Annotated in this window: 17 protein-coding genes; 5 read left to right on the top strand and 12 right to left on the bottom strand. The window is 49.0% G+C overall.

Features of this window, described 5'->3' with window-relative positions:
* Positions 1–19: 19 nt before the first annotated feature.
* The gene (locus MEALZ_RS07835) at positions 20–961 is read right to left on the bottom strand and encodes a DUF1702 family protein (RefSeq protein ID WP_014148088.1); all 942 of its coding nucleotides are present in this window, start codon (positions 959–961) and stop codon (positions 20–22) included.
* Between the two features lie 73 nt (positions 962–1034).
* Positions 1035–2045: a PEP-CTERM sorting domain-containing protein gene (locus MEALZ_RS07840; RefSeq protein ID WP_046061047.1), complete on the bottom strand. Its 1011-nt coding sequence runs from the start codon at positions 2043–2045 to the stop codon at positions 1035–1037.
* 179 nt (positions 2046–2224) lie between these two features.
* Between MEALZ_RS07840 and MEALZ_RS07845 the strand changes: the two genes are divergently transcribed.
* Positions 2225–2683, top strand: a complete 459-nt coding sequence (locus MEALZ_RS07845; RefSeq protein WP_014148090.1) for a helix-turn-helix domain-containing protein — start codon at positions 2225–2227, stop codon at positions 2681–2683.
* A 431-nt stretch (positions 2684–3114) separates the two neighbouring features.
* Here MEALZ_RS07845 and MEALZ_RS07850 read toward each other — a convergent pair whose 3' ends face one another.
* The 8 genes from MEALZ_RS07850 to queF all read right to left on the bottom strand — a co-directional run bounded on the left by MEALZ_RS07850 (position 3115) and on the right by queF (position 12298).
* Positions 3115–5421, bottom strand: a complete 2307-nt coding sequence (locus tag MEALZ_RS07850; protein WP_046061450.1) for an efflux RND transporter permease subunit — start codon at positions 5419–5421, stop codon at positions 3115–3117.
* Between the two features lie 404 nt (positions 5422–5825).
* Positions 5826–6641, bottom strand: a complete 816-nt coding sequence (gene mutM, locus MEALZ_RS07855) for a bifunctional DNA-formamidopyrimidine glycosylase/DNA-(apurinic or apyrimidinic site) lyase (RefSeq protein WP_014148092.1) — start codon at positions 6639–6641, stop codon at positions 5826–5828.
* A gap of 42 nt (positions 6642–6683) precedes the next feature.
* The gene (locus MEALZ_RS07860) at positions 6684–7991 is read right to left on the bottom strand and encodes a GldG family protein (protein ID WP_014148093.1); all 1308 of its coding nucleotides are present in this window, start codon (positions 7989–7991) and stop codon (positions 6684–6686) included.
* Positions 7988–8740 carry an ABC transporter permease subunit gene (locus tag MEALZ_RS07865; RefSeq protein ID WP_014148094.1) on the bottom strand — a complete coding sequence of 251 codons (753 nt, stop codon included), beginning with the start codon at positions 8738–8740 and terminating at the stop codon, positions 7988–7990. Before MEALZ_RS07865 ends, MEALZ_RS07860 begins: the two co-directional genes overlap by 4 nt.
* 580 nt (positions 8741–9320) lie before the next feature.
* Entirely contained in the window at positions 9321–10649 is a 1329-nt protein-coding gene (locus MEALZ_RS07870) for an SLC13 family permease (RefSeq protein ID WP_014148095.1), read from the bottom strand.
* Positions 10650–10756: 107 nt separating this feature from the next.
* Positions 10757–11617 carry an archaetidylserine decarboxylase gene (gene asd / locus MEALZ_RS07875; protein ID WP_014148096.1) on the bottom strand — a complete coding sequence of 287 codons (861 nt, stop codon included), beginning with the start codon at positions 11615–11617 and terminating at the stop codon, positions 10757–10759.
* Positions 11607–11900, bottom strand: coding sequence for an EscU/YscU/HrcU family type III secretion system export apparatus switch protein (locus tag MEALZ_RS07880; RefSeq protein ID WP_014148097.1), 294 nt, complete (start codon positions 11898–11900; stop codon positions 11607–11609). The genes asd and MEALZ_RS07880 overlap by 11 nt, the downstream gene beginning before the upstream one ends.
* A gap of 8 nt (positions 11901–11908) precedes the next feature.
* On the bottom strand, positions 11909–12298 hold the full coding sequence (gene queF / locus MEALZ_RS07885) for a preQ(1) synthase (protein ID WP_014148098.1): 390 nt from the start codon (positions 12296–12298) through the stop codon (positions 11909–11911).
* 101 nt (positions 12299–12399) lie between these two features.
* On the opposite strand from queF, the gene smc reads away from it, so the two are divergent.
* Together smc and MEALZ_RS07895 are read left to right on the top strand one after the other, a co-directional pair.
* Complete coding sequence (gene smc, locus MEALZ_RS07890; protein ID WP_014148099.1) at positions 12400–15909, top strand: chromosome segregation protein SMC; 3510 nt, start codon at positions 12400–12402, stop codon at positions 15907–15909.
* Positions 15909–16634: a cell division protein ZipA gene (locus MEALZ_RS07895; protein WP_014148100.1), complete on the top strand. Its 726-nt coding sequence runs from the start codon at positions 15909–15911 to the stop codon at positions 16632–16634. The genes smc and MEALZ_RS07895 overlap by 1 nt, the downstream gene beginning before the upstream one ends.
* Before the next feature lie 229 nt (positions 16635–16863).
* Here MEALZ_RS07895 and smbP read toward each other — a convergent pair whose 3' ends face one another.
* Both smbP and MEALZ_RS07905 read right to left on the bottom strand, forming a co-directional pair.
* Entirely contained in the window at positions 16864–17307 is a 444-nt protein-coding gene (gene smbP / locus MEALZ_RS07900) for a small metal-binding protein SmbP (RefSeq protein WP_014148101.1), read from the bottom strand.
* 538 nt (positions 17308–17845) lie between these two features.
* Positions 17846–18517 (bottom strand): SOS response-associated peptidase, encoded by a 672-nt coding sequence (locus tag MEALZ_RS07905; RefSeq protein WP_014148102.1) that lies wholly within the window; start codon positions 18515–18517, stop codon positions 17846–17848.
* Positions 18518–18519: 2 nt separating this feature from the next.
* Here MEALZ_RS07905 and MEALZ_RS07910 point away from each other — a divergent pair, with 2 nt between their 5' ends.
* Positions 18520–19416 (top strand): 1-aminocyclopropane-1-carboxylate deaminase/D-cysteine desulfhydrase, encoded by an 897-nt coding sequence (locus MEALZ_RS07910; RefSeq protein ID WP_014148103.1) that lies wholly within the window; start codon positions 18520–18522, stop codon positions 19414–19416.
* 2 nt (positions 19417–19418) lie between these two features.
* On the top strand, positions 19419–20138 hold the full coding sequence (locus MEALZ_RS07915; RefSeq protein ID WP_014148104.1) for a class I SAM-dependent methyltransferase: 720 nt from the start codon (positions 19419–19421) through the stop codon (positions 20136–20138).
* Positions 20139–20246: the final 108 nt, after the last annotated feature.

The following is a 20246-nucleotide window of genomic DNA, read 5'->3' on the forward strand; positions in this document are numbered from 1 at the left end:
GTGAGGCTGCGATACAGGCTTAAATAAAGTGTCGCCGTATCCGTTGCCGCCAATGTTCGTAAGCCGGCAGCGCGTTATCGGCAGGCACTTTCCGCAAGGCATCGTCCGTTAATTGCGCGGCATGTTCGGCGCTTAAATTGCAAAAGATGCGGCAGGCCAGCTTGGTATGATCGGCCGGATTGCCGGCCCGTTGCCGGGCTTTGGCTGCAAATGCAGCGCCTTGAGCGAGATGCGCAAGAAAGTCGCCGGCCAAAACTTTCAGACGCTCTAAAACGTCCGGTTCGACACCGCCGGCATAAGCGCCGGCCAAGCCGACGCCGCTCCACAAGTCGCCCTGCCTATCCGTCGGAAAGTCTTGCAGCGCCGATACGATACGCTCGGGATCGGCTCCCATGACGAACCACAGACTGCGTCCTAAACCTTGGTCGAAAGCCCTCTTTTCATAGCCTTGTAGGCATGAAGGACGCTGTTGACGGCCGATACTGTCCGGCCAATGAAAATAGCCTTCGTGGAAGCCGTAACCGTCAAGGACCAGCCAACGGAGTAGGCAGTCCATGCGCGAGGTCAGGCTTGCCGGCGACACCGGCAAGCGGGCCAAAGCCCAACCGGCGCCGACATGCAACATATAGGCGTGATGCTGCGCCGGGCCTGTCAAAAATGCTTGAAAACGGCTCGGTCGCCACGGGCAAAGGAAATCCGATATCACCAAGCCCATCGCGGCACCTTCGAAGAGGAAACCGCGCAATTCGTTGTCGTCGATTGAGTTCAAATGCTCGGTAAGGCGCAACGGATCGTTATCGAGCAAGGCGGCATGATAACCTTCGACAAAACTCTTGCCGATGCGCTCGATTCGCGCCTTGACCCGGTCGTCGCCGACCTTGAAGCCGCGCAGTTCGATTCGGGTTTCGGCATCCGAAATGCCGAATAAAGCGTGTCGGCAGCGTCCGAAAAATGCAACCATAGAAAATTTTTATCGTTATTAAAGCCAAAAGCTTAGCAAAAAGCGCCGAAGGACTCGGCGCATAGTCTTACGCTTAAGCGAGGGGTTTGCGGCGATGTTGCCAGCCGAACAATGCTAGTCCTGCGGACAGTAGCATGAATGTGGTGGGTTCAGGGACAATGTGTTTGGCGTCAATTGCAAATACGGAGGGAAGATCAAGATCAGCAGATGTTATTTCAGTTCTGTCAGGGTTAATGAAAAATAGATCCAGTGGTGGAGGACATGCTTCCTCGACGACTGCATCAAAAGTTCCGATCGATGGATCCAATGCACTTACTTTTCCTGAGCAAATATATTGAGTCCACTTCGGTGGCGGAACATCTTCTATTTCAGCAAACATTCTCAGAGCATAGCTATCTAGTATGCTATCGCCGGATAAATCACGAACATCGTTACTCACTACCTCCCCTACATCAACAATGCCATCGTTATTGAAATCGATCCAAACGTCAAAGAAGATATCGAAAATGCTATTTGCTGGAAAGTCGATATTGCCATCTGGAAGACCGGCCAAATCTTGGATTTGCCCGCGAGAATGATCGAGACCGATAAGGTCTGTGAATATCAAATCATCAAAGAAAGACCAGCCTTCCCCAACCCGAATTTCAGTATGAAACCCCATTGTTTTACCGACAAGATGAAGACTTACCATCTCAGTCATGATGGTATCAAGCCCATTTTGTTCGAACGGTGTTTGGTAGCAATCTGATTTTTCGCCAAGATAAACACAATCGCGGATCACCTGCGTTGGGCCCGTGCCCTCAAAAATTACTCGTTGACCACCGATATCAAGCTCTTTGATACCTATAGAATTAAAGCTATCTTTAATATCGAATGGTTGCTGCCAAATAGCTGCGGCATTGGAATCAGTTGATAACAACGTGGCAACCAATGCAAATGGTAGAGCGAAATATTTTAAGTCGCGAAATACTTGAGTACTTGATAGATAAGAGTGATAAAAAGACCGCCTTGTTTTATAGGACGAAAGATTAAAGAGTAAGAACATAACTCCCCCAAATTTTTTAAAATTGAAGTCAAGTTTCAACGAAAATCGATATAAGTTGCTTTTTCGCCATGTGTTAGCATGAGTGTCTATTCGCCAACAAATTAAGAACACACAATATTGATACCAAAAGGCCTAGGTCATACGGTGCGTCATTGTGCTTGTCGCACGATTCAGGCGGAACGTAGCGTTAACGACCGTTATTCAACAGTAGCAAAACGATGAAACGACAAGATCTAAGCCATAATCGTCTGGTGCTTATCGAGACGTTAAATAAATATTTAAATAAATCGCGATCCGCGCGTTTTCAATATCGATTACAGATCTTGATTTTAGCGACGGCGGGACTGAGTTACGAACGGATTGCCCAATGTTTCGACATCAGTATTCGAAGCGTTCAACGCTGGGTGCGTTTTTACCGAATATTCGGACTGGAAGGCCTTAAGGATGACAAGAAGACCGGTCGGCTTACCGTTTTGAAACAAGACGAGAAGCTCAAGGTGAAGCTCGATTTGTCCCATTCGCCGATCGAGTTAGGCTATCGGGATCAAAACTGGAGCGGCGGTTTATTGAAATCGCATTTACACGAAAACTATGGCGTTAATCTCAGTCTTAGGCAATGTCAGCGCATATTGAAGGATTATCGAGACGATTTAAACAGTAAGGAGCCTGCGCCATAGTTATACCCATCGCAGATCAAAATTCGGAACCAGGGTGTTCGTCAAAGGACGCCGTGAATACATTCCTGTAGACTCTATGTCAGCTCCATGCTGGCAAAGCCTTTGCCGCACATCCTGGCGCCTCCTCAGGCACTGCCAAAATTTGAAGTGCGAAAGGTATAATGGTTTTGCGACAAGTATTTTGTCGCTAGTACTAAAGTACAATTGACTTGTTACTGAGCGGAATAAAGATTATGTCGATCTGTAAAAATTATGGACATTCCGGCATCGTTTGTGTGGATGTGTTTATTATACCTTTACGTTTCCAATCTAACGGCGTAGCTTTGAAGTTATCAATGATTCAGCAAAACAATACCTTAGAAGAATAAGTCAATTCGAGTTGTCTGCCTAGAGTGTAAAAAAAGCTGACAGTTAGCCCGGCTAAATTGAGCTCATTTGCGATTATTCGCATCGCCGTCCCACAGCATCAATAAAGGCGGCAGCAGTAATAAATCCAAGAACAAGGCGATGGTTAGCGTTATCGCGGTCATTAACCCCATTTCCGAATTTATCGTAAAAGGCGAAAAACTCAAGACGATAAATCCGCAGATCAAAACCGCTGACGTGATCCAGATCGCTTCGCCGACGGTCGAAAAGGCGTGTCGTATTGCCTCCCTGCAGCCATAGTTTTTTTCCAGTCGTGCATGCCGGTATTTGCTGATGAAATGAATCGTATCGTCGACTACGATGCCAAGCGTGATGCTTGCCACCACGGATAGGCTCAAACCCACGCGCCCGTCGATGAGCGCCCAAATACCGAAAGCGGCAATAGAAGGCGTTAAATTCGGAATAATGCTGATAAGTCCTAAACTTAGCGAACGAAATGCACCGATTAGAATAAACGAAATAAAGACGAGTACGAGCAAGGTTCCTGTAATCATGCTGCGGATATTGCGTTGCCCGACATGGGCGAACATCAATGCCGTGCTGCCGGTTTCAATGCTCGTTTCCGGCATGTCGGTTTTTAACCATGCTTTCGAGCGCGATTCGAATGCCAGCATTTGTTTAGAGCTCAAATTCTTCAAGGTGACGATGACCCGCGTACCTGATTTATCGGCGTTGATTTGATCGTTTAAGTCCAAGCCGTATGGCAACGACAATTCGTACATTAAAAGGTATTGAGAGGCGAGTTCGCGCCGGTCGGGTAAAGCGTAATATTTCGGGTCGTCGTCATGCATGTTTTTATTGAGTCGTTTGAATATATCGGTCACGGTATTGACATGCACGGTTTCGGGTTGTTTTTTCAGCCAATCGTTAAATCGGTCGAGATTTCGCAAAAAAACGGGTTCTTGTACTCCGCCTTCCTGTTGAGTATCAAGCGAATATTCGATCGTGTATATGCCTCCGAGATGTTGGCTGAGAAAATCGGTGTCTTGCCTGAATTCGATCGATTTCCCGAAATAGTTGACGAATTCGTCGTTCAATTCGTTGTCGGGTGCATAGCCGATCAGAATCATGGCAAGCAGACCGTTGATCGGTAGCAATGCTTTACGATAACGGATCACGAATATGGCCAAATGATGCATGGGCCTTTCGGTACGTTGTTGTTTTAACCGGGGTCTTATTGGCAATAGCGTTATCAGCGAGGGTAACAACGTAAGTGTTAAGAATAGCGCAGCCGCAACGCCGGTTGCGACGATATTGCCGAAGTCCCTAAAAGGAGGCGCTTCGCTGAAGTTCATGCCGAGAAACCCGAGCATCGTACTAACGCTGGTGAGTAAAATCGGCTGAAAATTCGAGTGTAGGCTTTCTTGAATGGCTTGTTTTTTTTCTTGCCCCGCCTCCATATTTTGACGTATCGCAAGCAATACATGGAGGCAGTCGGCTACCGCAACCGTCATGATGATGGTCGGCGCGACCGCCGAGGTAGGCGTTAAGTGGCCATGAAACCATCCGAATGTTCCTAACGCGGAAGCCATTGCCAACATAATGAGCAAGACGACGGCGAATGTCGCCGATAGCGATCTCAAGCTTAGCCATAATACCCCAATGATAACGCTATACATCAGCGGCAATAATTTCAGATTATCGCTCATCGCCACCTCAACAAAGGCATTACTCATCATTGCTATGCCGCTGATTCGAATTTTAACGCCGGGATATTGACTCTCGATTTCGCCTGCGAGCTTTCGTGCTCGTTCGGCAAGACGAATCGATTCCATCGGGCTTTTTCCAGGCAAATGCACATTAACATTGACGCCTGCGACATGGCCGTTTACAGATACCAGTCTATTAACCAGCAGGGGCTCATTCAGTGCCGTTTTCTTTATGGATAGAATTTCGGTTTCGGTCAAAGCCTTCGGGTCGGGAATCAAGTCGGCGATGATTATGTTTTCGTTGTCCGAATAACTATGTTGAAAATTAACGATAGAATCGACTCTGCTCGAATAAGGAAGCTGCCAGGCGGCTTGAGTCAATTGCGCGATGGCCTGAAGGGAGGAAAGATTAAAAATGGAATCGTTCGGCGGTTGAATGACAAAAAATACGCTATCGGTTCTATTATAAACGGCCTCTAAGGCCTCAAAAGCAAGAAGCCGCGGATTTTCCTTGCTGAAATAGACCCGTGAATCGCTATTGAACCCAAGATTCATCGCGCCGGACGATAATGCAACAACGACCGAAAAGACAAGCAAAAGAACGCGCCAAGGATAATACGTTACCCAGTGTGACAATCTATGACTGACGCTTTTCCAAGGCATATAAATGATTTGTTGTTTGAGGTTGGCGAGATTGTGCATGAAAAATTTAAATGCACAAACTGAAAGTTATTAACGGTAAAAGGTAATTTAAAAATTCTGTCTAAAATAACTTTCGGATTTTGCTCCCTTGTCCTTCGGGATAGGAATAGTCCTTGGCAGGAGGACGGTTTTTCAATTAAGGATTTGGCCGTAAATAACTTCCCTATTTTAAGGAGGGTTCGGTTGCTCGATTGGCAGGTGTCAGCGGCAGGGCAGATTTTTGCTCCTCGGCAATTGCTCCTGCATTGCCCTAATACACGCCATCCATGGCAATCAGTCACCGCCGTCAAGCCTGCACGGACGTATTCACGGTTTCCTGTCAAGCGAGTTACCGAACCCGCTATAAAACTCATAGCATCAGGAAGTTATTTTTGACACTGTTTGCAAAAAACCGAGCTTCTGTTGGCGATGCGGATTTCGGTGAGCGGCGTCAAGCAGGTGCGGCAGGGGGCTCCGGCTCTTCCGTAGACTTGTAACTGTTGTTTAAAATAACCCGGTTTTCCGGTTTCGTTGACGAAGTCTCTCAGCGTCGTGCCGCCTTGTTCAATGGCGCTGCTCAAAACGTTGCGGATACAGTCGGCGAGTGTTCGATAACGGGCAAGCGATATGAGGCCGGCAGCGCGGGTCGGTTTGATGCCGGCCATGAACAAGGCCTCGTTGGCATAGATATTACCGACGCCGACCACGATATGGCTGTCCATGATGAACGATTTGACCGCAAGGCCTCGCTTTTTAGACAATCGGTAAAGATAGTCGCCGTTAAAATCGGTTAGCAGGGGTTCGGGGCCGAGTTCTTTCAACAAAGGATGCTCGGTAATCGCTTCGGAAGTCCACAGCACCGCGCCGAAGCGTCTCGGGTCGTTGAAACGCAGTATCGTCGTATCGGAAAATATCCAGTCGATATGATCGTGTTTCTTGATTTCTTGTTCGCGGTTGACGATGCGTAGACTCCCCGACATACCCAAATGAATGATCAGCACGCCTTTTTCGGTGTGCAGCAATAAATATTTTGCCCGCCGGTCGACTCGTTCGATGCGAAGTCCGTTCAATAGGCGATCTAAACGGTCCGGCACCGGCCAGCGCAAGCTCGATTGGCGCACCACCGTTTCTTGGATGGTTCTGCCTTCGATATGAGGCTTGATGCCTCGGCAGGTTGTTTCGACTTCAGGTAATTCAGGCATGATAAAGTTGTCGCATTAAATCCAGTGTGGCAAGCCGGCTTTTCAACGGCGTCTACGCCGGTACCAAATCAACCAGCCGGTTATCAGCAATACTATCGGAATAATCAACAGAAAGCCGAAGCCCATCAAAGTGACCGATAGTGGAGTCAGCTGCAGATGCCGATCCGGAGCGGATTTGACCGGAATTGCGACATAGCGGTCGTCGCGGAGTAGCCAATTGATCATTCTTAGGCCCAGTTCAAGGTTGCCGACGTTGCCAAGGTAGGCATTGGCGAGAAAATCGCCGTCGCCGATCACGATGATGCGTTGTTCGGTCGTTTCATCGATTTGGCGGGTTAAGGCGTAAGCCAGACTTAACGGGCCTTTGCGTTCTTCGGCGTCGGTCCATGATTTATCGGAGCTTTTTATTAAGACCTCGCTGTCGAATGAGCTTTCCTCGCGGCTTTGCAGCGCCGCCGCGGCGGGAAATAGCGTCATCGTCTGTAGATTTTGCGTGATCGGATGGCCCGGGTATTTGGGGATTATCACGAAACTCGGGTCATTTATGCCGTAGAGTCCGGCGCTCATATCGACGATCGCGCCGGGCAAGCGGTCGATGCCTAGGTAATCAGACAAGCCGCTTGGAATTAGGGTGTCGGGATCCGCCAACCAAAATAAATGGCCGCCTTGTTCGAGATAGTCATGCAAAATGCTGACTTCTCCAGGTAATAAGTCGACGCGCGGGCCGGCGATGATCAATAATTCCGAATTATCCGGAATAGCCGGTATTTCGGCCCAGTTGAGCGTTTGCGCTTTGATATTGCGTTGCGCCAGCTCTTCGCCGAAGCGACTCAGGTCGAAATTAGCTTGCCCTTCGGGAGATCTTTCGCCGTGGCCGGTCAGAAAACTGATCCAACGGACATGAGCGCCGGTCAATTGTTGTAAGGCATTGGTAAGTGTCGACTCGTCCAGAAAATTGATACGTTCGGTGCGGCCTAGATAATCGACAATGATAGCGCCCGAGGCGCCGATTTCCAGTTTCCGCGTTTTTTCCGGCGTCGAGTCGGGATCGATGAAAGTCAATTCGATATCGGGCTTGTGGAGCTTAAAGCGATCGATCAATTGCTTGATCTGGGATCTGAGTGCCGGATCTTTTTTGATATAAGCCGTCACGACGATTTTATCGGTCAACGAATTTAAGACATTTTGACTGACCGAAGATAGGGTATTGCGCGATCCGGCGCTGATGTCAAAGTGAATAGGGCGCAGCGTGCTCAACCATGCCAAACCGAAAAGAATGCTAAGCCAAAGCGTGGTATGAAACAGGTTTTTAATGCGAAGTTGCCGGTGAATATGGCGCGAAATTTTCATTTTTGCAGCCGGTCGTTATCGAGGTTACGAATGCTGAGGATCAGGAAAGTCGCGATAAATAACGCGAAATAGATTAGGTCGACGGTGTTGATCAACCCGCTTTGCAGGTTTTGAAAATGCCTCAGCAAGGATAGGTATTCGAATAATTCGCTTTTATCGTCGCGAAGCCCGGCCGACCAGTCCACAATCCATAAGAGCATTAACAGCCCGAATGCGCCCATCGCTGCAACGGTCGGATGTCCCGAGAGACACGACATGAATAGGCCGACCGAGCTGAAGGCGGCCAGCAATAACAGCAATGCCAGTATATTCGCCAGCAGTTTGCCGAAATCGAGCGTGCCGCCGGCGAGCAGCGATAGGGGCATTAACGTGATCATCAAGAGCACAGTCAGCATTAAGCCTAAAATTCCCAGATATTTGCCGATGACGATTTCGGTGCTCGATACCGGCGCCGAAAGCAACAGGGCCAAGGTTTTATTGCGCCGTTCTTCGCAAATCAGGCGCATCGTCAACATCGGCGTTACCAACATGAAGATAATCGCGGCATTGCCGTACAGCGGGGCGGCGATAACATCGGTCAAGCCGGGAGCATTATCCAAGCCTTCGAGTTGAGGCTGGAGGATGATGAAGGTTTCGACTTGGGTGAGAAACAAATAGGCTAGGATAAATTGTAAAATCGCTAGTATGGACCAGGCCAACGGCGATAAAAACAGGCTTTTGAATTCGCGTAAGGCTATTGCTGTAATCATTATTGACGATGGTATATTAGGCCGAAATTGAAATTCATGCGGTCGACAGTGTAAGCGCAAACGTGTTCAGAGACAATTTTAAACCCTGTGTTATATCTATCGTATATCAAAATTCGGCCGCGATATTTGACTCGCAAGTAGGTTATTAACCTAACGTTCATGAAAGCCTGGCAATCACCCCGGCAAATGAAAGTACGAGACGTGGGGAGGGCGCGGTCACTCGCCCGACAGGACGCCGTGAATACGTCCATGTAGGCTCGATGGCGGCTGTCGATCGAGCAACCGCACCCTCTTCGGAACCGGCTTAACCAGGCCGGTGAAAGTGTTGTAGCCCCTTCATGCTTCGACTTTACTCAGCACGAACGGTCTACAACACATGCCAACTGCTCTTTTTAGGATTATACCTTTCGCACTTCAAATTTCGGCATTGCCTATGGAGGTGCCGGGGTGTTCGGCAAAGGCTTTGATAGCATGGATGCTATCATAGAGCCTACATGGACGTATTTACGGCGTCCTTTGACGGGCCCCCCGGCACCGAAATTTGACAAGCAAAGGGTATAAATGATAACCGGGTCACTCGCTACCGAATCACGGCTGCGATTCCGAATAACACCGGCAGAATGAATAGGCTGACCCATAAACCGCTACGGATCATTTGTTTTTGCGACACTAAGCCGCTACCGAAAACTATCGCATTCGGCGGCGTCGCGACCGGAAGCAAGAAGGCGCAAGAAGTCGTAATGGCCACTACGATAGCGATCGATTGATTATCGATCTGAGGCGCTATACCGATAAACAAAGGTATCAGCAGTGCCGCAGTAGCCGTGTTACTGGCAACTTCGGTAAGCAGCATGGCGAACATGATCATCAGCATAAGACTGCCTAATACGGGCATCGCGGCAAAAGGGCCGCCGAGTTGTCCGGCGAGCCATGCGCCCGCACCGCTAGAGGACAAAACGAGACTGAGTGTAAGGCCTCCGCCGAATAGCAGCAATACGCCCCAGTCGACATTGTTCTCAATATCTTTCCAATGAACTAAACGCAATCCGTGCATCAAAATCAGCGAGAATAGGGCTACCGCCGCATCGTAACCGCGGCCGATACCCAGCCATCGAGTCAGCGGTGCTCCGAATGCCCAAAGTCCTACCGTCAGGAAAAATACCGCCAGCATTAAAGTATGAGATCGAGACCAAAGGATTTCGTGCTCCGGAGTTTCTATATCGACCTGTAAATTCGGACGAATCGCAATGCGTAAGGCCAATTCCATTAGCGGCATCATGAGCAATACAGTGGGTAGACCGAACAGCATCCATTGGCCGAAATCGATACCGACAGTGGATGCCGCAATAGCGTTTGGCGGGCTTCCGACAAGGGTTCCTATGCCGCCGATGTTGGCTGAGAACGCTACTCCGAGCAGGATGTAGATGTAGGTCGAGCGGAATTCCTTGGGGTTTAAAGGCGATAACAGGCCGAGCGCCAGCGGTAGCATCATCGCGGTGGTTGCGGTGTTGCTGATCCACATCGATAAGACGGCGGTTAACCAGAATAGATAGCGCGATGCGATATCGACACGGCTGCCCGCCTTTGCAATCACCGAGGCCGCAATCCAGCGATCAAGTCCTTGTTTCTGTAAGCCGCCAGCGAGAGCGAAGCTGCCGAGAAATAGAAAAATAACCGGGTCGGCAAATTGGCTAAGCGCCTCGTCAAAAGCCATTATGCCGCTCGCCGAGGCCAGCAAGGGGACTAGTAGCGCGGTCACGCTGATATGGAGTGCTTCGCTAATCCATAACCAAGCGATAGTGATCAATATGGCAATACCGCCGCCGGCAAGGCCGATTTCGCCGCCCAACCAGTGACTCAGACTCAAATACAGCACGATCGCAATGGCAAGATTAATCGATCGTAACATTTGAGAGGATTTTCGGCTCACGCTGCTGTACTCATCGCTGTTCTAAAATTAGACGACGGGATTCCCCTCGGCGGGACGGGTTTATAACTCGTCCTCAATGTTTCTTTTTACCCTAAGGTCTTTCCGATCAATTGACCTAATTTCACCGGGTTGTCGGCCGTGAAATCCGATTGCCAGTCGGCTTTGTTTTTGCCGAACAAGACGATGATCGTCGAGCCCATGTTGAAACGCCCCATTTCTTCGCCGATATTCAAGTGCGGAGCATCGGTTTCGTAATGCCAGGTTCTGACTTTTTCGATCGTCGGCGGCGTGACCACACCGTGCCAAACCGTTTCGACACTCGATACGAAGATCGCGCCGACCAATACTAAAGCCATCGGGCCCGCTTCGGTATCGAAGATTGCCGCGACGCGTTCGTTGCGCGCGAACAGCCCGGGTACGCTGTTGGTCGTTGCGGCATTGACGCTGAATAAACGGCCTGGAATATGGATCATTTCTTTCAAGGTTCCGGTCAACGGCATGTGCAAACGGTGGTAATCGCGAGGCGACAAATAAATGGTTGCGAACGAACCGTCTTTGAATGCTTCGGCGCGTTCGCCATCGCCGCCGAGTAGCTGCGTTGCGGTAAAGCTTTTACCTTTGGCCTGGAAAATATCGCCGTCCATGATTTTGCCTGCCTGGCTGACGACGCCGTCGGCCGGCGAAACGATCGCGCCGGGTTCGTTAGCAATCGGTCTGGCTTCGGGTTTTAATTGGCGCGTAAAAAACTCGTTGAAGCTGGCATAGGCGTCGATATTCGGCTCGAGCGCCTCGCTCATGTCGACGCCGTAGTGCCGTATGATTTGCTTGATGAACAGGTTTTTCCAACGCTTGTTTTCGCAATGGGTCAGTTTGCTCATCAACTGCGAGAGCGTATGATGAGGCAAAACATATTGGGGCAGGGTGGTTAGGGTTTCTTTAATCGTCATGGTTCGTGAAATTTTCAGGAGTTTTGCCGCTCAGAAAGTAAGCGAACGCGATCACTTGCGCGACCGCGATATAGAGTTCTCGGGGGATTTCCTCGCCTAGCGGTACCTGAGCCAGAATTCGGGCCAACTCGGGTTCGGCTTGCAGCGGAATGCCGTGTTGGTCGGCAATGGCCATTATCTGTTCGGCGGTTAGACCTTCGCCTTTTGCGGTGACTTTCGGCGCATGCTTGCCGTCGTATTTGAGCGCGACGGCAATATCGGCATTGTAATAGGTCTTCGCCATCGAAAAATTTAGGGCAGATGCACCGGTTCCGGCGCTTGCCAGTCGGGGTTTTTATGTTCGGCGATCACATTCGTGTAAATGCCGCCGCGCACATTGAAATTCGCGCGGATACGCATGAAGTTAGGATGGATCGCCGCGGCTATATGATCGAGAATTTCGTTCGTGACCGCTTCATGAAATGCGCCCCGGTCGCGGAAGGACCACATATAGAGTTTGAGCGATTTGAGTTCGACGCAGAGTTGACTTGGAACATATTCGATTGTTAGCGTCGCGAAATCGGGTTGGCCGGTTTTAGGGCACAGGCAGGTGAATTCCGGGATGTCGATGCGAATCGTAAAATCCCTGCCGGGTCTTGGGTTGTCGAAGGTTTCGAGCTGTGTGCTGGGTTGTGTCGTCATGAATCGATGATAAAAAGCAAAAATAAAAAGTCGAAGTTAATTCGGATATCGTTAATAATACGCGGTTATTTCCATTTAAACCAAGCAGCATTGTACCAGTAATGAAACTGGAAAAAATCAAACTTTCAGGATTTAAATCGTTTGTCGACCCGACCGTGATCCCGATTGCCGGAAATTTAACCGCGATCGTCGGGCCCAATGGCTGCGGCAAGTCCAATATCATCGATGCGGTTCGCTGGGTGATGGGGGAGAGTTCGGCCAAGCATTTGCGCGGCGGCAGCATGGTCGATGTGATATTCAACGGTTCGGCATCGCGTAAACCGGTCGGTACCGCATCGGTCGAATTAATATTCGATAACAGCGAAGGCAAGGCCGGCGGCGAGTTCGCGAAATACAACACGATTTCGATCAAACGCCAGGTCAGCCGTGACGGGCAATCATTGTATGCCTTAAATAATGCACGCTGCAGACGCAAGGACATTACCGACCTGTTTCTCGGCACCGGTCTAGGTTCGAGAAGTTATGCGATCATCGAACAGGGCACGATTTCGCGCATGGTCGAAGCCAAGCCGGAAGAACTTCGTGTGCATATCGAGGAAGCGGCAGGCGTTTCCAAGTACAAGGAGCGGCGTCAGGAAACCGAGTCGCGCATGCAGCATACGCGGGAAAATCTGGAACGTTTGACCGACTTGCGCGATGAAGTCGAAAAACAATTGAAACATCTGCAAAAACAAGCCGAAAAAGCCGAAAAATATACCGGCCTAAAGCAGCAAGAGCGTCAATTCAAATTGGAATTGCTCGCGATGCGTTGGAATGGTTATCATCAATCCTTGCGGAAATTGGATGATCAGTTACGTGAAGTTGCCGAAGAACATAATCGCTTGTTCGTTGCGGCGCGCGAGACCGACGCCGCGATCGAAGCCGCGCGCGCCGAACATAAGAATCGGCAAGCGGCGATGAATCGCACGCAAGGCGACTATTATCAGGCGTCCTCCGAAGTCGGTCGTTTGGAGCAAACGATCAAGTTGAATCAAAAAAGCCATGAGGAGATCGTGGTCGAGATTGACCGGCTCAGGCGGCAACTCGAGCAGTCGGCTAACGAGCTTGATAACGATCAACTGCAGTTGGAGGAAATTAAACAAGCCTTGTTCGAAGCCGATGAAGCATTGGCGCTGAGCCAGGAGCGCGCCGAGGATGCGGACGCGGCGCGCCAACAAGCGCAGGATGAAAAAAGTACTTGGCAACGGCAATGGGAGTCTTATCTTGCGACAAGTTCGGGCGCTAAGGAACAAGCAGAAATCGAACGGGTTAAAATCCAACAGTTGGATAGTCAAAGTCGCCAACTGCAAGGGCGCTTGGATAAACTGTATACCGAGCAGGGCGAATTGACCGCAAGCCATTTACAAGCGGCTATCGAAGACTTGTCCGCAACGGTCGAATTACTTCAAGATCAGCGCGATGAGATGCATGGGCAACTGGAGGATTTATTGGCACGCATCCAGGAACAACGCCAACAGCTTAAGCAAAATAATCATGAGTTGCACGGCTTGCGCTCCGAGCTGCATGGTATCAACGGCAAGATTTCATCGCTGGAGTTGTTGCAGCAACATGCGATGGGGAAGGATAACAAGCATTTGGCCGGATGGTTGGATCGAGCCCAATTGACGGATAATAAACGTCTGGCGGAGTTGCTCGAAGTCGAAAGCGGCTGGGATCATGCGCTCGAAACCGTTCTGGGTGCTTATCTCGAGGCGGTTTGCGTTGAGGATGCCGAGTCACTGTTTCCAGTATTGCAAAACCTGACCGAGGATTCGGTGACGCTGTTTCAAACTCGAGAGTTCAACGGCGATTCGCAACAAGGCTCATTGCCGGCATTGATCTACAAAGTTAAGTCACCTTGGAATTTGGATGGCTTGTTGACCGGTATTTATTGTGCGAACGATTTGGCCGCTGCAAAGGCGATGGCGTCTTCGCTCAAGCCTTATGAATCGATTATTCTACCCGACGGCACTTGGATCGGTTGCGGTTGGCTGCGTATCATTCGGACTAAAGACAGCAAAACCGGCGTGTTACAGCGCGAAAAGGAATTGCGGTCGTTAAAACTTCGCCAATCGGAATTGCAACAACAAATTGAGCAACTCGAGGAGCGGGTCGAAGATGCCGAGCAAGCCTTGAAAGATGCCGAAGCTCATCGGGAAACCTGGCAGCGCGAGGAAAAAGCACTCGGATCGGAACTATCGGCTAAAAGCGCCGAATTGAGCGCGGAATCGGCCCGGCACGAGCAGCAACAACGGCGCTTGGCGCAGGTTCGTCACGAAATCGATGAAATCGTCGCCGAAACCGCCGAACAGGCCGAAATGCAAGCCGAAGCCGAAATGAAATTGCAACAAGCCGAGCAACATTTGTATCGACTAGATGAACAAAAAGAAGCCTTGGAAGAGGCTAACCGGGTTTTGCAAACTAAGCTGCAAACCGCCGAAGCTCGAGCTTCGGAAATTAAGCAACAGGTTTTCAGTTATCAGTCGAAGATCGAATCATTGCGTTCTTCAGAGTCTTTGACGACAAAACAAATCGAACGCTTAAGCCTGCAAAATCGACAAGCCGGCGAGCGTATCGCAGAACTGGAACAAAAGCTCGTCGACACGGCCGCGCCGATTGACGATGAAAAGCTCTTATTGCAACAATACCGTACCGATAAAGAAAAACTTGAGAAGGATCTGAAGGCCGCGAGAAAATTACTCGAGGAAACCGAACAAACCATCGCCGGTTTAACCGAGAGACATACGCAAATTCAGCGCGACTTGGAAAAACGGAAAGCAAGCTTGGACAAGCTTCGTTTCGAGCAGCAAGAGTGTCAGGTTCGGCGGCAAACAATCACCGAACAGTTAAATGAAATCGATGCCGAGCCCGAACAGGTATTACAGCGAATACCGGAAGACGCTAATGAAGAGGGCTGGAAATCGCAAGTCGATGCATTAGCAACTCAAATCGATAAGTTGGGTGCGATTAACCTGAGCGCGATCGATGAATATCAAGTTCAGTCGGAACGCCTGAAGTTTCTCGACGATCAGCATGCCGATTTGACCGAAGCCTTGGATACTCTCACGGAAGCGATCAATAAAATAGATAAAGAAAGCCGGCAGCGTTTTAGGGAAACATTCGATAAAATAAACAGCGGTTTGCAAGAAAAATTCCCGAAGCTATTCGGAGGAGGGCAGGCTTACCTGGAATTGACTGAAGTCGATGTATTGGAGGCCGGTGTCAATATCATCGCCCGTCCGCCCGGTAAGCGGAACAGTTCGATTCATTTGTTATCGGGCGGCGAAAAAGCGTTGACGGCGGTTGCGTTGGTATTTTCTATCTTTGAGCTCAATCCGGCGCCGTTTTGTTTGTTGGACGAGGTCGATGCGCCACTGGACGATGCTAACGTGGGCCGTTTTTCGAAAATGGTCGAAGAAATGTCTGCGGCCGTGCAGTTTTTATTTATATCGCATAACAAGGTGACGATGGAGATTGCAAAACAATTGGCAGGTGTTACGATGAGAGAGCCCGGAGTGTCGCGCATGGTCGCGGTGGATATCGAAGAAGCAATGAGTCTGGCGGAAAGCTAATGGATAAAGAAATTTTAAGAATGGTTATTATTGTCATGGGGTTGATTGTGATCGCGGTCATGTTGCTGTGGTCTTATTTCAAAGGCAAAAAATCCCGGCGGGATGGTTTTTATTTCGATGATAAGGAGTCGGTACGGAATATCGATCCGTCTCTGGCCTTGCATCCCGAACACGACGAATTCGACATCGTGCCGCTCGACTCTGCGCAAGACAATGATGATTCGGTCGATTTCAAGGATTATTCGACTGAAACGCGATACGGCTACGAGCCCGGCAAACAATCGGCAGCCGATGTTTCGACGCAGTCGCATCAAGCCAAAAAATCGAAAGATCAATTGCCTGCGTTGATTCAATTTAGTTTGATAGCTGCCGAGGATGAAGGATTTAACGGCACCGATCTAGCTTTGGCTTTCGACAGTGTCGGATTGGTCTACGGCAATATTAAGATTTACGAACGATTGGATAGCAGAGGCTTGGTTGATTTCGGCGTGGCTAGCATGGTTGAGCCGGGCATATTTCCCGACCGGGATATGGAGAAATTCACGACACCGGGTTTGGTGTTTTTTATGCAGCCGCGTGAAGTCGACGATCCTGTGGCGGTATTCGACGATTTTATCGAAACGATCGATATTTTAGCCGAGGAGTTGGATGGCGTGCCATGGGACGATAAGCGGCAGCCGTTGACCGACGATACGGTAGAAGTATTGAGGAATCGCTTGTCCTGATTAACAAGGTTCGAGACGGATGTCCGTCTCGAACCTTGTTATGAGCTTTGTTGCGTTTTCGGTTACCCGATAATATACCTTTCGCACTTCAAATTTCGGCGATGCTTAAGTAGATCGGTAAAGGCTTTGCCAGCATGGATGTTGGCAAAGAGCCTACATGGACGTATTCACGGCGTCCTTTGACGATCACCCCGGCGCCGAATTTTGATCCACGATGGGTATAAATTGTTTATTGATTTATTTTCTTATAGCCGGTGACTGGCCATTTGCCTGATGACGATTTTGGAGTCTCTTTAGGAGCTTCAATCGCAATTTCTCCCGCAGCAGCCGACCCTTTGGCTTGAGTCGATTTTTGAATGTGTTCAACTGCTTCTTCGGCTGGTGGCGTTGCTATGTCGGCATGATCCATCTTGCCATGTTCGATGGAATATTCCAGTACTTTAATGGCGGCTTCCAAATGCGCTTTTTCCTCGCCTTCCGCGCTTTCCATTGCTTTCAATGCATGCTCTAAAGCAGCTTCGGCGTGCTCGACCAGAATCGGAGCGTGACCCAGTTTGCCGTGCTCGACCGCGGCATGCGCATGTTCCAATGCCACCGCGGAATGATCTTCCGCCATAACCAATTGGCTAGCGCCCATCAATAAACCTATGGTCATTGTTTTTAATAGTTTCATATTAATATCCTCTTTTATGATGTTGTTATAGTAAATTTTAAGGAACATAACTAAATATAGCTTTAGCGACCGATTGCATGTGTAACATAATTAAACGTTCACTTGATTATCCTCGTGTAGTCGAGCAAAGCCTAAGCAAAGCCGCTTGAAATTCCCTTATGCCACCCAGTTCGACCAGATAGGCATTTCGAATCGGTTGCCGAAGTTTTAGGTTGTTTCCGTCCCTTAGTCGATAAATATGCCGTGATGGTTTATTTATCGGTTTCATTGTAAAAACGAAATTTTCCAATGTATTCAGTTTTAATGACATTGTTGTAAGTCATTAATATTAAGGCGACTTCATGTCTCCGCTTAAGGATAACGACTCTGCGCCTTGAGGCAAATTAGGCCCGAGCCGTTACGCCACATATCCTTTTTAAGATCGAGTCGAACTTTATTTGATAACTTAAGTCCGCGATGAATAACCCTACACCTTTTTAGTGAGCTTTAGCAAGGTCTTTAGCCTATTTTGTTTCCAAGAAAATGAAATTGCGGTTCATCAATGCGCTATTTGAATCGGTTGAATGCAAGCTTCATCGTTATGAACCGGATTATTGACATGCTGGCTAATCGGCGTCAATTCCATTTGTTGATAAGAAAAGGTTTGATCGAATGCGAGCACGTCGATTTCGAGTGTTTGTTTATTCAACCAATCGCCATAATTTTCAAGGTTGATAATAACCGGCATACGTTCATGAATGTCTGAAACCGGTGCTAAGGCCGGGCAGGTAATGATCGTGCAGGAATAGATGGTTTCGTTGCTGTTTTCCCAATGCTCCCATAACCCTGCGAACGCGAAGAGCCGATTATCTGGAAAATGCACATGATAAGGTTGTTTGCCGGTTTCGGTTTGTTGCCATTCGTAAAAGCCGGTAGCGGGAATCAGGCAACGGCGTTTAGAATAAGCGGATCTGAACGAGGGTTTGTCGGCCAAGGTCTCGGCTCTGGCATTGATTAAGCGGTTGGCGATTTTTGTGTCTTTGCTCCAGGACGGTATCAAGCCCCAATGCAAATAGACGCTTTTGTTGCTGCCGTCTTCCAACTGCACGATGTTGAGTATTTTTTGGCCCGGCGGAATATTAAAGTCGGTCCGGTATTTCGGCAAACGCTTCAATCGGAAATGTTCGATGATCGTGTCGCTCGTCGCGATTAAATTAAACCGTCCGCACATAGATGCACCCTAAACTTATCTCACTCGAAAATCAATTTGCACGTTCGATTTTAACAAAGGTTTCAGCCCCGTGTCTGGACAGAAGGCAGGTCGAGTTATGGATTAAACGCGATGACTTGTTGCATCCTATCGTATCCGGCAACAAATGGCGTAAACTTAAATACATACTCAACCATGCCTTGTCGCAAGGTGCGATTAAAATCGTCAGCATGGGCGGCGCCTATTCGAATCATTTACATGCCTTGGCCTATGTCGGACATCGGCTCGGTATTCAAACGGAAGGTTTTATTCGCGGCGAGCCGCAGTCGAATCCAACCTTAAGCGATTTGCGGCGCTGGGGAATGCGTCTGCAATTTGTATCGCGTGAAGACTATCGCAATCTCAGGCAATACAAACATTGGAATAGTTTGCCGGGAATCGATACCAACGCTTATTGGCTGCCGGAGGGGGGGGCGGTCGATTTGGCTTTGCAAGGCGTGGCCGAGCTGGTTTCGGAAATCGATATTCAATACGATGTCGTTTGTTGTCCTTGCGGAACCGGAACAACCTTGGCGGGCATTATCGAAGCGGTTCGGCCCGATGTTCGAGTCATCGGTTTCTCGGCGCTGAAAGGCGGCTCTTTTTTGAAGCGTGATGTAGAGGCGCTGTTGACTCAGCCCCGGGAGAATTGGGATATCGTCACCGATTATCATTTCGGCGGTTTTGCGCGAACCAAGCCTGAATTAATCGAATTTATCGAGCAATTTTTATACGAGACCTCGGTGCTACTGGAACCGATTTATACCGGAAAAATGTTTTACGGGATCTACGACCTAATCGAGAAAGGCTTCTTTCCTGCCGGTCGACGAATTGTCGCCATACATACCGGCGGCCTACAAGGCAACAGAGGTTTTGCTTAGTAATGATGAATAAACTCGAAATAAGCCCAGAGCATCAGCATTATAACCACCGATTATTGCAGCGAATACTTGAGCCTGAATTGATGGAAGATCCCAAACAGGTGCAAGCCTATGCGCAAGCCGATTTTTCGGAGCCCAATGATCATTTTATGCAACATTTGAACGCCTTGGTTGGCGTTAGTGGTTTCGATGGTTATGCATTGGATTTGGGCTGCGGTCCGGGCGATATCAGTTGCCGTTTTGCAAAGATTTACCCATCGGCTCTGGTCGATGCCTTGGACGGGTCGAAAGCGATGCTTGACTATGCCGAATCAATTATGCCGAGTGAGTTGAGCGCGCGCGTTCGTTTTATTCACGGTAAATTACCAACGGTTTCATTGTCTCGAAGCCGTTATGATTTGATTTTTAGCAATAGTCTGTTACACCATTTGCCGGAACCGCAAGCCTTGTGGCACTTTATCAAGCGCTACGCCGGCAATGGAACCAGGATTGCCATTATGGATTTATTCCGACCTCAAAGCGATCGGCAAGCCATAGAAATTGTTGAAAAATATGCCGCTAAGGAGCCCGAAATTTTACAACACGATTTTTATCATTCGTTATTGGCGGCATTTACCCCTGAAGAAATCGAGGAACAATTGCGCGAAGCCGGCCTAAATTTCGAAGTCGAACGTATTAGTGACCGGCATGTTTTTATTTCGGGAACTATTATTTTCAAATAATTAAGATCCTAAGCGGCACTCAGTATCGTCAGGCAAATTAACAAAAATCGTAGCTAGTTAGTCCCCCGGCACTTATCGTTCCCATGCTCTGCGTCACTGCCATTAAGT

Source organism: Methylotuvimicrobium alcaliphilum 20Z (assembly GCF_000968535.2).
Taxonomy (GTDB): Bacteria; Pseudomonadota; Gammaproteobacteria; order Methylococcales; family Methylomonadaceae; genus Methylotuvimicrobium; species Methylotuvimicrobium alcaliphilum.

What these genes read in the sequence shown, in the direction of transcription:
- MEALZ_RS07835 (WP_014148088.1), bottom strand. Translation starts at nt 961, where the DNA reads ATGGTTGCATTTTTCGGACGCTGCCGACACGCTTTATTCGGCATTTCG.
- MEALZ_RS07845 (WP_014148090.1), top strand. Translation starts at nt 2,225, where the DNA reads ATGAAACGACAAGATCTAAGCCATAATCGTCTGGTGCTTATCGAGACG.
- MEALZ_RS07850 (WP_046061450.1), bottom strand. Translation starts at nt 5,421, where the DNA reads ATGCCTTGGAAAAGCGTCAGTCATAGATTGTCACACTGGGTAACGTAT.
- mutM (WP_014148092.1), bottom strand. Translation starts at nt 6,641, where the DNA reads ATGCCTGAATTACCTGAAGTCGAAACAACCTGCCGAGGCATCAAGCCT.
- MEALZ_RS07860 (WP_014148093.1), bottom strand. Translation starts at nt 7,991, where the DNA reads ATGAAAATTTCGCGCCATATTCACCGGCAACTTCGCATTAAAAACCTG.
- MEALZ_RS07865 (WP_014148094.1), bottom strand. Translation starts at nt 8,740, where the DNA reads ATGATTACAGCAATAGCCTTACGCGAATTCAAAAGCCTGTTTTTATCG.
- MEALZ_RS07870 (WP_014148095.1), bottom strand. Translation starts at nt 10,649, where the DNA reads ATGTTACGATCGATTAATCTTGCCATTGCGATCGTGCTGTATTTGAGT.
- asd (WP_014148096.1), bottom strand. Translation starts at nt 11,617, where the DNA reads ATGACGATTAAAGAAACCCTAACCACCCTGCCCCAATATGTTTTGCCT.
- MEALZ_RS07880 (WP_014148097.1), bottom strand. Translation starts at nt 11,900, where the DNA reads ATGGCGAAGACCTATTACAATGCCGATATTGCCGTCGCGCTCAAATAC.
- queF (WP_014148098.1), bottom strand. Translation starts at nt 12,298, where the DNA reads ATGACGACACAACCCAGCACACAGCTCGAAACCTTCGACAACCCAAGA.
- smc (WP_014148099.1), top strand. Translation starts at nt 12,400, where the DNA reads ATGAAACTGGAAAAAATCAAACTTTCAGGATTTAAATCGTTTGTCGAC.
- MEALZ_RS07895 (WP_014148100.1), top strand. Translation starts at nt 15,909, where the DNA reads ATGGATAAAGAAATTTTAAGAATGGTTATTATTGTCATGGGGTTGATT.
- smbP (WP_014148101.1), bottom strand. Translation starts at nt 17,307, where the DNA reads ATGAAACTATTAAAAACAATGACCATAGGTTTATTGATGGGCGCTAGC.
- MEALZ_RS07905 (WP_014148102.1), bottom strand. Translation starts at nt 18,517, where the DNA reads ATGTGCGGACGGTTTAATTTAATCGCGACGAGCGACACGATCATCGAA.
- MEALZ_RS07910 (WP_014148103.1), top strand. Translation starts at nt 18,520, where the DNA reads ATGCACCCTAAACTTATCTCACTCGAAAATCAATTTGCACGTTCGATT.
- MEALZ_RS07915 (WP_014148104.1), top strand. Translation starts at nt 19,419, where the DNA reads ATGATGAATAAACTCGAAATAAGCCCAGAGCATCAGCATTATAACCAC.